The organism is Leuconostoc mesenteroides subsp. mesenteroides (genome assembly GCA_009676745.1).
Classification (GTDB): domain Bacteria; phylum Bacillota; class Bacilli; order Lactobacillales; family Lactobacillaceae; genus Leuconostoc; species Leuconostoc koreense.
This window is the reverse complement of record CP046062.1, coordinates 834,689-848,543: the sequence shown is the minus strand read 5'-3', so window position 1 is coordinate 848,543 and position 13,855 is coordinate 834,689. Positions and strand designations below refer to the sequence as shown.

16 protein-coding genes are annotated in these 13,855 nt (G+C 37.3%); all 16 read right to left on the bottom strand.

Going from position 1 to position 13,855, the window contains the following annotated elements:
- Position 1: 1 nt before the first annotated feature.
- The 16 genes from GJV51_04395 to GJV51_04320 all read right to left on the bottom strand — a co-directional run bounded on the left by GJV51_04395 (position 2) and on the right by GJV51_04320 (position 13,818).
- Complete coding sequence (locus GJV51_04395) at positions 2-1,192, bottom strand: MFS transporter (protein ID QGM25242.1); 1,191 nt, start codon at positions 1,190-1,192, stop codon at positions 2-4.
- Positions 1,193-1,388: 196 nt separating this feature from the next.
- Positions 1,389-2,045 (bottom strand): histidine phosphatase family protein, encoded by a 657-nt coding sequence (locus GJV51_04390; protein QGM25241.1) that lies wholly within the window; start codon positions 2,043-2,045, stop codon positions 1,389-1,391.
- Positions 2,042-2,536, bottom strand: coding sequence for an NUDIX domain-containing protein (locus tag GJV51_04385; GenBank protein QGM25240.1), 495 nt, complete (start codon positions 2,534-2,536; stop codon positions 2,042-2,044). Before GJV51_04385 ends, GJV51_04390 begins: the two co-directional genes overlap by 4 nt.
- A 1-nt stretch (position 2,537) precedes the next feature.
- Positions 2,538-3,191, bottom strand: a complete 654-nt coding sequence (locus GJV51_04380) for an HD domain-containing protein (GenBank protein QGM25239.1) — start codon at positions 3,189-3,191, stop codon at positions 2,538-2,540.
- Positions 3,192-3,247: 56 nt separating this feature from the next.
- Entirely contained in the window at positions 3,248-5,782 is a 2,535-nt protein-coding gene (mprF, locus tag GJV51_04375; protein QGM25238.1) for a bifunctional lysylphosphatidylglycerol flippase/synthetase MprF, read from the bottom strand.
- The gene (locus GJV51_04370) at positions 5,769-6,503 is read right to left on the bottom strand and encodes an alpha/beta fold hydrolase (GenBank protein QGM25237.1); all 735 of its coding nucleotides are present in this window, start codon (positions 6,501-6,503) and stop codon (positions 5,769-5,771) included. Before GJV51_04370 ends, mprF begins: the two co-directional genes overlap by 14 nt.
- Positions 6,504-6,560: 57 nt before the next feature.
- Complete coding sequence (gene yajC, locus GJV51_04365) at positions 6,561-6,923, bottom strand: preprotein translocase subunit YajC (protein QGM25236.1); 363 nt, start codon at positions 6,921-6,923, stop codon at positions 6,561-6,563.
- A 91-nt stretch (positions 6,924-7,014) separates the two neighbouring features.
- On the bottom strand, positions 7,015-8,235 hold the full coding sequence (gene tgt / locus GJV51_04360; GenBank protein QGM25235.1) for a tRNA guanosine(34) transglycosylase Tgt: 1,221 nt from the start codon (positions 8,233-8,235) through the stop codon (positions 7,015-7,017).
- 441 nt (positions 8,236-8,676) lie between these two features.
- Positions 8,677-9,804: a tyrosine-type recombinase/integrase gene (locus GJV51_04355; GenBank protein ID QGM25234.1), complete on the bottom strand. Its 1,128-nt coding sequence runs from the start codon at positions 9,802-9,804 to the stop codon at positions 8,677-8,679.
- A 108-nt stretch (positions 9,805-9,912) separates the two neighbouring features.
- Entirely contained in the window at positions 9,913-10,101 is a 189-nt protein-coding gene (locus GJV51_04350; protein ID QGM26104.1) for a hypothetical protein, read from the bottom strand.
- Positions 10,101-10,298, bottom strand: coding sequence for a hypothetical protein (locus GJV51_04345; protein ID QGM25233.1), 198 nt, complete (start codon positions 10,296-10,298; stop codon positions 10,101-10,103). Before GJV51_04345 ends, GJV51_04350 begins: the two co-directional genes overlap by 1 nt.
- Before the next feature lie 8 nt (positions 10,299-10,306).
- Complete coding sequence (locus GJV51_04340) at positions 10,307-10,669, bottom strand: phage head closure protein (GenBank protein QGM25232.1); 363 nt, start codon at positions 10,667-10,669, stop codon at positions 10,307-10,309.
- Positions 10,662-10,961, bottom strand: a complete 300-nt coding sequence (locus tag GJV51_04335) for a phage gp6-like head-tail connector protein (protein QGM25231.1) — start codon at positions 10,959-10,961, stop codon at positions 10,662-10,664. Before GJV51_04335 ends, GJV51_04340 begins: the two co-directional genes overlap by 8 nt.
- Positions 10,962-11,016: 55 nt before the next feature.
- On the bottom strand, positions 11,017-12,177 hold the full coding sequence (locus GJV51_04330; protein QGM25230.1) for a phage major capsid protein: 1,161 nt from the start codon (positions 12,175-12,177) through the stop codon (positions 11,017-11,019).
- A 10-nt stretch (positions 12,178-12,187) separates the two neighbouring features.
- Complete coding sequence (locus GJV51_04325) at positions 12,188-12,748, bottom strand: HK97 family phage prohead protease (protein ID QGM25229.1); 561 nt, start codon at positions 12,746-12,748, stop codon at positions 12,188-12,190.
- On the bottom strand, positions 12,745-13,818 hold the full coding sequence (locus GJV51_04320; protein ID QGM25228.1) for a phage portal protein: 1,074 nt from the start codon (positions 13,816-13,818) through the stop codon (positions 12,745-12,747). Before GJV51_04320 ends, GJV51_04325 begins: the two co-directional genes overlap by 4 nt.
- Positions 13,819-13,855: the final 37 nt, after the last annotated feature.

The window sequence follows — 13,855 nt, the reverse complement described above, 5'->3', positions numbered from 1 at the left end:
ATTATTTTTCCTGCTTTCTGTTAGTTATAATTGTAATAATTGCGATAATAAGAAGTACTGATCCCAAATATGGAATAGTTGCATAGGCTGACGCCGCAGCACTGCCACCACCATGACCAATGATTTTTGCAAATGCTGCAACAACCATCGGTTCAACGAATACACCAACGTTAAATCCGATTAATATGATTGATGTTACCAATGACTGGCGTGCAAGTGGTGCCAACTTTGGTAATTGGTTAAAAATAAATGGTGAAATTAGTTGTAGCGGGAATCCTATTAACAAAACTCCTAAAATCAACATACCAAAGTTTCCATTTGAGAAGGCAACCAAGAAATTTGAAAGTGCCATTAATACTAATCCAATTTGTAGTGTGAAACGACCAAACTTAGCAACAAACCAACCATATGTCACACCACCAATTGTTGCTGCAATCAACATGGCTGACAATATTGGTGAAGTATTATATCCGTCTCCCTTCAAGTCAGCCGCCATAAATGGAAAGCTTAGTTGAATGGCCATATAATCAATCACAAGGAAAGCAGCAAATAGTGTCAGTAACAACACTAAGGGACTAATACGAGTTACTTCTTCCACTTGTGTGCTGTCCGTTGTTTCTGTCTTAAGCGGTGTCATTTCTGATGTATCAGGAACTCGCTTAATGAACAAGAACAAAATCGGAAATGCAATTAGATATACCAAGAATGTTGCGTGCCAACCAAATGCTAACAACAATCCTGCTAACAATGTTAATACTGCTTGTCCGACTTGTTCAGCAGCTGCACGGTATCCAAGCATCGAAGACCGTGTCTTGCCATCATACATCACAGCAATCATGGAGACCGCCAGTGAGTTGAAAATACCAAATCCAGCACCTAATACCGTTCGTGATGCTAAAATAAGTACATATGAATCAGTAAAAAATGGTATCACTCCAGCAATTCCAACCAATGTTACACCTAAAATGATTGTATTTTTATCGCCCAATTTAGCAGCTATAAAACTGCTCAAAAGAACAAAAATAGTCACAGTAATAGAAGGTGTAGTGGCCAGCACTTGCGCTTCGGTAGATGAAATATGCAATGCCTCTGTCATTTGTGGCAATGCGCCGTTAATAGCGTATGCACTTGTCAAGACAAATGAAATGCCCAAAAAAGCAATTTTAGTGAGCAAACTATCTTGTTTAACCATGTTATCTCCTTCATTTATGATAATCGCTTACCATAATATTGTAACCGGTTCCACCATGAAATGTCAATCGTTTAATACACTTTTTGTGAAGAAAATAACGAGTGTGTTTTCTGAAACATCAGTGAAAACATTATCATTAAACGATTTGTTTGGATCAATTTGTTCTTAAAAAAAATAAAGTATTGACCATATTTTATCAAAATATAGTGTCAATATCATTAAAAAGTTCCACTTGCAAGCCATCATTATCAAGATTGAAAACTGCTACCGCACCATTTTTGGGTCTTTCAGCTTTGATAAAATGGCCATAGTGCTGTGCTAGATTACCTATAAGCTGCCCGTGTGTAACCAATAAGACATTAGCATTAGCCTTTTGTGTCATGAGAAGTTTCTCTAATGCGGCGTCTATTCTTTGCCAAAAACTTGTAGCGTTCTCGCCTAGATGTTCTGGATCCACTTCGTAAATTTTGTCCATAATTGCCGTCATATCTTGCACCTCTGCGGCAATAGCATCTGGTGTCCCTTTAGCAACACCAAATTCTTTAGCCACAGCACCCCACAGCACATCATTACTACCACCCTCAAAGCTACCAAAAAAGTATTCACGCCATTCTGGTGTAATTTGTAACCTGGTGTGCTCGTGAATATTTTCAGCTAAGATATATTCTGCTGTATGCATCGCACGTGAAGTATCTGAAGAAAAAGCTGCATCAAAAGCTACGTTTTTTAGTCTTTTACCAGCTTCCTGGCCATCTTTTTCACCTTTCTTGGTTAGCGGTGTATCAGCCCAACCCTGCACTTTATTTAATATGTTAAATATTGTCTGACCATGACGTACAACATAAAGTTTCATTCGTTCGTCTCCCTCATCCAAGGTTGTTCACTAATCTCATTTTGTGTCAATATCAGATGCATTGTTTTTTGTGCTTGTGGAACGAACATTTTTGGCTCTGGATAAACTGGCACGAATTGTAAATCAAGCGTTTCAGTACCATCTTTCAACATCTCACCACCAACATGTTCAACTTCAAACCCAATGCCAATGGTTTCTTGCGCATCACCCCAAGAATTTTTTTCTACCTCATTTGTAGCAATTCCTAACATGCGAGTGACTTTAACATCCAGATTCGTTTCTTCTTTAAATTCTCGTTTAACTGCCTGCATTGGTGAGTCACCGTACTCAAGATAACCACCAGGAAATCCCCAGCCATCATCGGAGTCCCAACGTTTTTCTAATAATATTGCATCATGTGCATCATTCCACAATACACCAAATGCAGAGACAAATATCATGCCTTCATGCCCGACTTTTTCACGCATACGCGCAATGTAGTTCTTTTCCATATTAACTCTTAACCACCTCAGCAAAATCAGGTAATAGACTTTTAGCTAAGTCGAACAATAAATCCTTATGAATGAAATCTTCTTTAAAAACTTCTGGTAATATTTCTTTTGCTAAATACTTCACACTGGCCATATCTGTGAATTCAGCGAGTGCTTCCAAACTACTTTGAAAAATATTCACAAAGACAGGTTCCGGGTTAAACTTTTCTAACTCACCGTATGCCTCATAGAGCAAATCAATTTTATCAGAAATAGATAAAATTTTACCCTCAATCGTATCATCTTTTCCTTCGCCTAGGCGGCGTGTATATGCAGCTTGAAATTGTTCAGGGATTTCTGTTTTAATAAAGTTTTCTGTCATTGATTCTTCAACATCAGCTAACATTGAACGTAATGTTGATGTCGCATATTTTACTGGTGTTTTAATGTCACCAATAAATCTTTCTGTATAATCATGATTTAAAGCTTTTTCATAAACTGATTTCCAATTAATTTGAGCACCATTTTGTTCTTCAACATCAGCTAAAAATTGAGCAATTTGAGTGACTTTCCATGAGTGTGAGGCTACACTATGGGGCTGGTATTTAAAAAAACCTGGAGCTCGGTTAATGAGTTCAAGTTGACTCATTCCCATGAAGTATTGATGCATTGGCATTATTTATCAGAACATTTAGCCACTTACAATTTATGCTAAATGTTTTTCCTCCTATTTTAATTGCTTCTAGTATATCTTATATCTTCTTTCGGTGCATGTTTTACTCCTCTATTATCTATTTTTAACAAGCCAACCATAACGGCAACAATGCTACTTTTTCTTGAGTAGCCAATATACATCGGCTGCCAAACTTTAGTAAATTTATTTTTATAATGATGTAAGCCCTCAAAGGAATAAACCTTTGATCCAAATTGGTAGACCAAATTAGCCAAGCGCTCACGTCCAAAACTTTGGCGATGCTGGCCTACATTAGCCAAAGGTGACATACCCAAATTAAATATTTTAAAATGTCGCTGTTTAGCATAATCAAATACATTGACGAATAAGACATCCATGACACCATTTGGTGCAGCATGCGTAAATCTCATTAGGTCAACTGACATTTGTTGTTCTGTATATGAAGTCACTAGCGTTGCAAATGCTTCAATTTGTCCTTCTTTTTCCAGTACAGCTATGGCACCACGCTGCAAATAATTTTCATCAAAGAACCCAAGTGAATATCCTTTTTCTTCACGTCCAGCAAGCCATTTATCACTAATTATTTTCATTTGCTGTAACACGTCATGATTAAATGGTGGTTCTAATACTCTAAATTTGAAACCAGCACGCGTTGCCTGATTCATTTCAGAACGAATATTCTGCATTTTTTTACCAGCCGTCGAAAAATCATCAAGGATAACCAATGCTTCCTCACCTAATTTGAAAAAATCATAACCGAATTCATGAGCTATCATGGCAATTTTTTCACTAATTTCATAAAAAACTGGCACATAACCAAGAATATCTGACTCGTTTACAAATTGCTCCATCGCTGCAGCAAAGTACTCCTCGTTCCCAAAAGGGTCGCCCATAACCATCGCCTTGTTGTTAATAATTCGAAATTGAATACCAACAACATCTTCATCATCGATTTGGTAAAAATATAATCTTTTATCACCCAAAAAAACGAGATTAGTGTAATGATTATCACCTATCGCCAAAACTTTATTCACTCTTGCTTCATCTAAGCTTACTCCAAGCTGAATTTGCTGTGCATGCAAAAATTTAGACAAAGCCAAACCAGAAATAGAGACCACACTGATCATAATGAGACCGACATACCACCAATGCATAGATGGTAAGCTACTAACATGGCGGAAATGGTGATGAATTGGCGGTAGATTAATCACGCCCAAAGCCAAATAACTAATAATTAGTGCAGCCCAAATCAGAAAATCTACGACTTGCTCTTCCCAGGAATGAATAAACTGCTTCCTATACAGAGACTTTTTACTAAACAATGCTGCTATTAGCATAATGGCTATCAAAAATAACGGGAGCACATACTGGTAAAAGAAAAATACGTATGTAGCCACTAGTAACAAGACAACAATAGTCGTTCCATAAGCACGTTGTACCCGATTAGCAATGCCACGTGCACTAATTAAGATTAAAAAGCCAAATAAAATATTGGGTAATTGGTTGATTAGGGTATATGTGACCGGCCAAGAGCGTAAGTGATTAAAAACGAATATTTGTGCTGCAACTTTTGGCATTGTGCCTGCTAAGACAAACAACACACCAGATAAATAGAGTATAATAATCAAAAATTGGTGAACAACCGATTGAGCAACGTAATGTGGCACACCTCGAAAACTAGCATTAATTCGTTTAGAAATACGTAAAAATAAAAGAACCACAGCACTCAATAAAGGAAATAAATTATAACTAACGCGATACAATATGAGCCAGATAAAACCATCCACACGGGTTACATCAAAAAACGACAACATAATGATAATTGCAACGTCAAATGAACCCCAGGTCCCAGGTGTCATGGTGATCAGAGCAATTGCACTAGCAATAATAAAACTAAGTATTATTTCTGATGCACTAATATCAATATCAATAAAACGACCAATTAATATAAACAACCCTACTTGAGCGGACAGCGTAATAACTGAATTGACTATAAAACGTATAACAACTATACTTTTCAAATCTTGCCAAATATTTATTCGTTTACTAAAGGAAACAATAATCCCAATAATAGCTACTAAAATGAACAGAGCTAACCACATTAATTGTTCTGTTAATTGTCTACTAGAATCTAATATTAAAATGATAAAAGCAATAATAGTTGCAAAGAGTAGACCGCTTTGTCCAAGTATATACATTTGTATATACGGCTTAATCAGCTTTTCTTTTGGCTGATCATTATAAAAAATACGTCGTAAAAATACACTTAAAACACCAATAAAACCAGCATTTAGGTTGAAAATATTAACTAACCATGCACGCTGCAACATTTCACTCGTAGTTAGTTCGTAACCTTGCCATTCTCGCAAAATAAGATCATTGAATAACGTTGGTACAATCACCAAAAATCCAGCTAACAATAGCAATACCATTTGCCACCAAGCAATGTCATTCATTGTCGATAAAATTGCATGCCACGTGATTTCTCGTGTCATAATGAACAGCTGGCTAATCAACACCAGTGTCATAACTAATATAATTAACTTTGATAAAACGTGATTAATACCCTTCATGCTTTCCCCCAAGTAAAAATGGTGTAATCAACTGTGCAAACTTCCGCGGATTGGTGTACGTTACGAAGTGCCCGTGGCCACGAAGAATCAAAACTTTGGCAACTAGCATAATTTTTGAAATATTTTCGATGTGTTGCCGTTTAACGACATCAAATTGCCCGATAACAAATAATGTCGGTATAGCTAGTGTCTTTAATTGTGCCCGTGTAATATTCAGCGGCTCACTCATGACATGAAGTTGTACATGACGGCGACGTGCTTTCTGACTAATTGGTGAAAATAATTCAGTTACAAATCGTGCAATAGCATCCCCCCACCATAAAATACGATAAACACCATCGGCCGTTAGATTAGGCGCGTTCAAAACCATTCTAGAAACATGATTTGGATTTTTAACGGCATATTTCAATGCAATATTTGCACCGTCACTATAACCAATTAGAATTATTTTATCGATAGAAAGTCCTTGTCTCAATTCGTCGATATCACGAATCACATCTACCATATTAATAGATTTTTTTGTATTAGAAGAGCGACCATGTCCTCGAGAATCTATCGCAATCACATGAAAGTATGCCGTATAGTTAGGTAATTGTCGCTTAAAATAGCGAGCGGAGCTACCATTTCCATGTAATAAAAAAACAGTTTTTAACTGATCATTACCATATTCGTCATATACAATTTTTGTACCATCCGACATAACTTTTGTGACTGTTTTCATATTTTCTCCATAATAAAAGGAAGCTTACGCTTCCTTTTATTATACTGCCACTATATATTACTTGTCATCTGCTGGCTTTTCAGCATCGTCAGTAATTTTTTCACTTGTTTCTTCAACCTTATCAGCAGGTGTAATGTCAGCCACAGTTGGCTTTTCAGTATCTACTGGATTGCTAATAGAACGAATAGCTGATAATTCATATGTTAAAATAACACCTTCAGCATCTAAATCAACAGTCTTCGCAGCGTTATCCACGCTATCAACAACTGCATGCAAACCACCAATGGTAACAACTTTGCTACCTTTTTGCATACTTTTTTGCATATTTTGTTGTTGTTCACGTTGCTTCTTTTGCTGACGTGACATAAACCAGAACATTGCCACAATAATTACTAATGGCAAAATCAAATTCAACGACATTCTAACTCCTACTTTCTTAAGCGAGTTTAGCTACGTGTTCCATTTCACAGTAACTTTCACTCATTTTGCTAATACTATTATTATACCAAACTTAGAATAATCGTGCATTAGGCTTATTATATCCATATTCTTCCATAACAGTTTCACGGAAAGCTAACAGTTCATCATTTTCAATAGCAGTACGCATATCTTCCATGAATTGTAATAAGAAACGCAAATTATGCTCCGAAGCCAATTGTGCTCCCAATAATTCATTTGCATTAAATAGGTGATGTAAATAAGAACGAGTTAATGTTTTAAAAGGATTGTAGCCTGGAATATCATACTGCGCTAAATTGCCAAATTGTTCCTTACGAATAGGATTTGGCGAGTAATAACTCAAATCAGGATCTAACGGCGTGAAATCATTTTTATATTTTGAATTTCGGATGACAACCCGACCATAACGTGTCATCAATGTTCCCTTGCGTCCTATTCTAGTTGGTAATACACAATCAAACATATCAACACCGCGCATAACGCCATCTATTAATGAATCAGGTGCTGCTACCCCCATCAAGTAACGTGGCTTATCTTCTGGTAATAGTGGCATGGTGAAGTCAAGAACACGATTCATTTCAGTTTTCGATTCACCGACTGATAGACCACCGACTGCATATCCAGGTAAATCCATATCGACCAAGTTATTAGCCGATTCAGTACGCAAAGCTTTAAAGCCTGCTCCTTGAACAATACCAAATAAAGCCTGTGTATCTGTCTTCTTATGCGCTACTTTAGCTCGCTCAGCCCACCGTAATGAGCGTTGCATTGAATTCTTGATATAATCATAAGTTTCAAAATAAGGAATGGCTTCATCTAGCTGCATCATAACATCAGACCCAAGGTTATTTTGAATCCGCATAGCTACTTCAGGTGATAGAAACATTCTGTCACCATTAACATGATTCTGGAAAGTTACGCCTTCTTCTTTTAATTTACGTGCATCAGACAATGAAAAAACTTGAAAGCCACCAGAATCAGTTAAAATAGCCTGATCCCATCCCATATACTTATGCAAACCGCCTGCTTCAGCAATTAATTCATCTCCAGGACGTACCCATAGATGATATGTATTGCTTAAAATGAATTGTGAACCAATGTCTTTTAATTCGCGTGTGCCCACACCTTTTACAGCACCTTGTGTGCCAACCGGCATAAACATCGGTGTTTCAAACGTACCGTGTGGCGTGTGAATACGACCTCGTCGAGCACCTGTATACTTTTCAGTATGAAGATGTTCATACCATACTGCAGGATGTTTTTCATTTGCCATGTGTCTTCTCCATTTCTAGCAATGTATCGACCATTTCATGTTGAAATTACCACGAAAATGATAATTTGATACTTTACCATTGTACGTGAAAAATCCGAACACTGTCAACTTAATCAACCCCTCCAGCATATGACGGATTCTTCTCTTTTTAATCATTTAACAAATGATCAAACCATATCCGCCCTACTAATTCAATAGTACACACCGTGGTTTCTTGAACCCTAAATCCATGATATTTTATCTTGTGGTTTGATTAAAGCACCACACCTATTTTTGAAATACCATTCATATTTTCTTGGCAACTAACGACATACATGTGGTTACCAACAAAAAAACGGTCAATAATAATATTGATCGTTTTTTTATAATAGCGCTAGAGGGAGTTTATAAAACCCTTTAACACCAGTACATAAGGCGTTTTGTGTTACTTTGTGTGTTATTTTAATCAATTAGTCCGTTTAAAATACTACCTGTTTCATCACTCGCTCGCTTAGTTATCCCACTATAAATATTAAGTGTGATACTGGCATCTGCATGACCTAAATATGTCTGTACCTGCTTAACACTTGCGCCCTGATCAATAGCCAATGTAGCCCAAGTGTGGCGTAATTTGTGCATTGATAAGCCAACTGCTACACCATACCTATCACTAACATCATGTAGCCACTTATTAGGTCGTAACGGTTGTAATGTCTTACCGCCATTGGTGAATACAAAATCATCATCATTTTTATATTGGGTGGTATCATACCAACTAGCCAATGCTCTAACCATTGAACTCTCAATTTTCAGAGTACGCTTACTTGTTCTGCTCTTTGGTTCTTTTAGATAAGTGCTACCTGCCAAGCCACGGCCCAATGCCTGCTCAATGCTGATATAACCGCCATCAAAATCAATATGTTGCCATTCTAACGCAAGTATTTCTTCTGTTCGCATACCAGTGAAAGCGCCTAATCTAAGCAGTGTGTATGCCTGTCGATTGACATATTGGTATTTCTTATCTAAAACATCTATAAACTCTTTAAATTCTGATGCCTCCATGAATTGCTTAGGCTTATCAAATACTCGTCTCTCTTTTGGTAACTCAACCTTAACAAATGGATTATTTTCTATCATATCCATCTTTACAGCCACATCTAACATTTTACGGAAGTACCCTGTAACTTTTCTGTACATCTGCATTTCTCGTTGTAATGTGTTAATGTATAGTTGTAAGTCAATGGGTTTGATTTCATTTACCTTGATGTCAGCCCATTGTGGAAGCACGTGAAGCCTAAATATGGTCATGGTTTTACCTAACGTACTTTCTTCAACGCTTTGCTGATAGGTGTTTATCCACATATCATACAACTCTTTAACGGTCATAACGTTAGGGGTTGTTTTTTTATTGTATTTACTCTGTCCATTGCTAAACAGAGCCACCTCATTGTTAAACCACTGTTGTGCACTACGTTTACTGTCAAAACCTCGTTTCTTGGCTCTTGCTTGCGTTCCGTCCTGATGCCTACCAATGTAGCCCACAACTTCATAGACTTTACCATGTTTGCTATCAACTTGTTTTATCTGCATTTTTATACTTCCTTTTGATGATTGAGACAAAAGGTCAAAATAAAAAAGCGTGGTAATTTCAAACTAACACGCTTTCATTATTTCACACTATTTGACTGGTTGCACGTTTTAATCGTAGTAATGTTTCACTGCTTCATCAATTTCATCACGATCATATCTGATACCATGTTCTGTCGGATAGCCCTTTACCTTGCCATTCTTAACATAATGTTTCATGAATGTGTTATCAGCAACACTGATATATTGATGTGCTTCATTTCTGTTTAACCACTTTGGCCAACGTTGTAATTGTTGCATCATTTATTCTCCAATGCCTTAATTTTAGATTCATGTACTTGTACTTGACTGTTTAGACGTTCCATACTCTCAACTACCCCCTTGATTTCTTTTGAGAAGTAGTTAATTTCGTTGGTTAATAGCTTTATTGTTGTATACATTTTCCATGCTATCAACCACAGTGGAATGCCAATAATAATAATTGTTTGAATAGCCATAATGCCCCCTATTGTATTGATGTGTTTAATTTCAAAGTTACAATATCGTATGTGATCACGTTGTTAGAATCATCTGGACTGATACTAGCAATATCGTAATAAGTTTTATCTGGTAACATAACAATTAACTTCTTATTAATCGCTTTGTTATGCCTCACTACAATCAAAATAGTGTCTTCTAAACTTGTTCCTGTAATGGAATATTGCTGTGTCATGCTACGAGTACGTGGCGCATATTTTAATCCTATTTGCGAGACAAACTGTTTAACTTTTTGTCCTGTGTTAGGATTAACCACTGATTTAACTGTGCCAAACTGTGCTCTTTTATTGAAGTCACTTGGTTTGTATTTAAGTAATTTATATCTAAGCATTGGCAGCCCCCACAATCTCACTTCTAAGATTTGTCAACATGATACGAACTCCAGTTGAATAACCATTACTCAATTCACGATCATAGTACATTGAAGTAGCCAATGTCTTAATCAAACGGTTATACAGCTCTGCATCAACCGCTAAAATATCATCATCTGTGATTTTCATTTGAATAGATGCCTTAATCATGGCAGTGGCGCCACTAATCAAGCTCGTAAGTGTTTGAAGCTCGTTCTCTTCATCATCAATATTTAGTTCATCTTGTAGCTCTTGTGGTGTAATTAACGCCATGTGCCACCTCCTGTGGTTATTTAATATGTACGCACCCACTACTGGGTACATGAGTTTACTTACCTGAACCAAATGTAATGAACTTACCTGCATTAGTGTCAGCTGGCTTAAAGTCTGCACGCAAAGCTACTGCGAGAATACGTTCAAAGTTTTCATTGTGATCCCATTCAATCGCGACATCAGAACGCATAGCTTCCAACACGAAGGCTTTAGGGTCACCAACAAAGGCTTTTGCATCACCATCAACACCAAGCACATCATCAGAAACAACAAGTACACTAGCTCCAAACAATGCCTTACCTGATGCACTAGCGATTGAATCTTGTAACAAGTAACGACCATTACCATCTTTCAACAAATCAACAGCATTGTAGAAACTTTCAGTCACAATCCATTGGCGTTGATAGTTTGCCAAGCCCTTATTATATGCTGTCTTTAAGTCATCAGTTGTAGTTGCTGACACAGCAGTGGCTGTTTGCAAAATCTTTCCAATTTGGTACTGCTCTGTTAATTCCTTAGCCTCTTGAACATACGTGTTGAGCAATGTTTTAAGGTTAGGTGCATCTTGTACCATTTCCATAGACAATGGCAAAGCACCACGATAAGTAAGTGCCTTATAATCGACACTCTTCAAAACTGCCTTTGCAATTTCAGGGTTTTCAGCTCGTTCTTCTGCTGTTGTTAAACGTGCCGTATTCTTTTGTAGAATTGGCAGTGAACCCATTCCTGATGTAACAGAGACACGATTAATAACAGCAGACAGGTTACGCACATCTGTTGGTACTTTTTGAATATCCAAAATCTCTTTTGGAATGACAACACCTGCATCAGTTGTGGTAATACCGTTGTCACGCTTTTCACCAGTCTTTAAGTAGTGCATGAAGTCTCGTACTTCGGCTGTTTCTTGTTCTTGATTCAATTTAATTTCCATGTTTTCTCGTCCTTTCAAACTGCGTTCTTCTGGTAAATCTGGGTCATCATCTCGTGTACTGTCATCAGTTGAATCGTCTGACAGCCCTTGTGCTTTTTTAATGGCATCTAATTGCGCCTGTAAAGCATCAATTTGCTCTTGCAAGTCATCAATAGAAGAAACACCCTTTTGCACATCTGCCACATCTGAATCATCAGAATCTGCTAATGCACGAACTTCTACAATCTTGTTTGCCTTTTGCTTTTTTAAAGCATTTAGCTCTGTTTCTATTTCTGAAATTTTCATCATTTCCTCCTTATTCATATAGCTTCAACATTGCCAACATCTTTTGCTTGTAGGCATCATTTTTAAGCGCTCTGGTTACTGCCACGGTTGTTTCCTGATAAGCGGGCATAGTAACTACTGACACTTCATATAACGCCCCTATACTGTTGATAGTTCGTTTTGGTGTGTCGTTTGTTTCCTTACCCCATTCATCTGAATCAACCGTAAAGCCAAAGCTCATGCCCTTTAAATTACCTGCTCTGATGTTGGTGTATACGTCATTACCTAACGTTGTATTCGGAATATCTAAAATAAAATGCAAGCCCTTTTTATCAACATCAAGTTTTAAGGTATCTGCTGATGTTCTGCCTAATACGTTTGCAAAATTGTGATCATACAAAGCAACTACGTCACTTAGATTGACATTATTAAACGCATCAGGATTAACATATTCGATAAACCCGCCTAAGTTTTCACTCGGTTCATTAAATACAACGGCATACCCACTAATTTGACCAATAAAGTCATCACTAGTGGCATCACGCACTTCTAACCCTTTAATATCAAAGGTTCTAACCTCTTTATCGCTCATAAATTGATTACCCCCTTGTCAACTAAGATTTTTTGCGCCTGAGAGCCGTCTAAGATACCTTTATCAACAAAATTCAGTAAATCTTGCTTTAAAGTGGCGTTGGAATAATCCAAAATGCTACTCATATCTAATGAAATATCGTCACTAAACTTAGCTTGTATTTCACTAATAATTGGTTCAATGTAACGATTTAAACCATTCACATACATGCTCTGTATCATTTCTAAGTTACTTTGTTGGTCGCCTTGACCATTTAAGTAGCTATCAGGGACACCAAATGCCTTACTAATCTGTGTCCGTTGATAAATTGCATTGTTTAAGAACTTGGCAACGTCTGCATTGATTGAGATACTTTGAAAGTCTGCACTCTGATCTAATACCAAAGTACGACCAGCATTCGCACCTGTATTGGCTTTCTCAAACTCGTTACGGATATTATCCTTAGCTTCAGGACTCACTATTGCTTCAGGTACTTTGATAACTGACGTGGGATTAAGTGCTTTCGCTATCGTACTCAACGACAACCGATTGGCTTGTTCCTGCTGTTGAACTTCATTCACTAGGCTTTCTAGTGGACTGTGACCGATTAATTCAGCACCATTGACACCATGAGCCATAATCTTGAAATGAAGTACAGCACTGGCTTGATATGTCCCACCTTGATAATCGCCAAAGGGTGTAATTTGATAAGTCAGCACATCATTGGTTAAATCAAGCATCACATTCTGATTAGGAACATAGCGCAATTCTTGACCATCAATCACTACAAAGGCATTACCTGATAGCAATATCTCCAAAACAACCGTCTGCCAAAAATTGTAACGGCTCGTCAAATGGCTTGGCTTATTCAAAACGTTCAAGGCGTTGGGATTACTTCCTGTAAAAATAGCACCTGCAATATCTGCACTGATAAGGCTTGTTACGCTGTATAGGTCACTGTTGTGTAAAGCAACATCAGCGCTAATCAAATCATTAGGGACAATAGCCACGCCACTGTCAGCAAAAATAAAAGGCATGTAATTACTAGGTGTAATCATCTGCCTTGTTTCAAATGGATTTTTAATACTCATGATTGACCACCTTTAGGCGCTAGGATATAAGCTAAGA

Excerpts from the sequence above, each read along its gene's own strand:
- GJV51_04395 (QGM25242.1), bottom strand. The coding sequence starts at position 1,192 with ATGGTTAAACAAGATAGTTTGCTCACTAAAATTGCTTTTTTGGGCATT.
- GJV51_04390 (QGM25241.1), bottom strand. The coding sequence starts at position 2,045 with ATGAAACTTTATGTTGTACGTCATGGTCAGACAATATTTAACATATTA.
- GJV51_04385 (QGM25240.1), bottom strand. The coding sequence starts at position 2,536 with ATGGAAAAGAACTACATTGCGCGTATGCGTGAAAAAGTCGGGCATGAA.
- GJV51_04380 (QGM25239.1), bottom strand. The coding sequence starts at position 3,191 with ATGCCAATGCATCAATACTTCATGGGAATGAGTCAACTTGAACTCATT.
- mprF (QGM25238.1), bottom strand. The coding sequence starts at position 5,782 with ATGAAGGGTATTAATCACGTTTTATCAAAGTTAATTATATTAGTTATG.
- GJV51_04370 (QGM25237.1), bottom strand. The coding sequence starts at position 6,503 with ATGAAAACAGTCACAAAAGTTATGTCGGATGGTACAAAAATTGTATAT.
- yajC (QGM25236.1), bottom strand. The coding sequence starts at position 6,923 with ATGTCGTTGAATTTGATTTTGCCATTAGTAATTATTGTGGCAATGTTC.
- tgt (QGM25235.1), bottom strand. The coding sequence starts at position 8,235 with ATGGCAAATGAAAAACATCCTGCAGTATGGTATGAACATCTTCATACT.
- GJV51_04355 (QGM25234.1), bottom strand. The coding sequence starts at position 9,804 with ATGCAGATAAAACAAGTTGATAGCAAACATGGTAAAGTCTATGAAGTT.
- GJV51_04350 (QGM26104.1), bottom strand. The coding sequence starts at position 10,101 with ATGCAACAATTACAACGTTGGCCAAAGTGGTTAAACAGAAATGAAGCA.
- GJV51_04345 (QGM25233.1), bottom strand. The coding sequence starts at position 10,298 with ATGGCTATTCAAACAATTATTATTATTGGCATTCCACTGTGGTTGATA.
- GJV51_04340 (QGM25232.1), bottom strand. The coding sequence starts at position 10,669 with ATGCTTAGATATAAATTACTTAAATACAAACCAAGTGACTTCAATAAA.
- GJV51_04335 (QGM25231.1), bottom strand. The coding sequence starts at position 10,961 with ATGGCGTTAATTACACCACAAGAGCTACAAGATGAACTAAATATTGAT.
- GJV51_04330 (QGM25230.1), bottom strand. The coding sequence starts at position 12,177 with ATGAAAATTTCAGAAATAGAAACAGAGCTAAATGCTTTAAAAAAGCAA.
- GJV51_04325 (QGM25229.1), bottom strand. The coding sequence starts at position 12,748 with ATGAGCGATAAAGAGGTTAGAACCTTTGATATTAAAGGGTTAGAAGTG.
- GJV51_04320 (QGM25228.1), bottom strand. The coding sequence starts at position 13,818 with ATGAGTATTAAAAATCCATTTGAAACAAGGCAGATGATTACACCTAGT.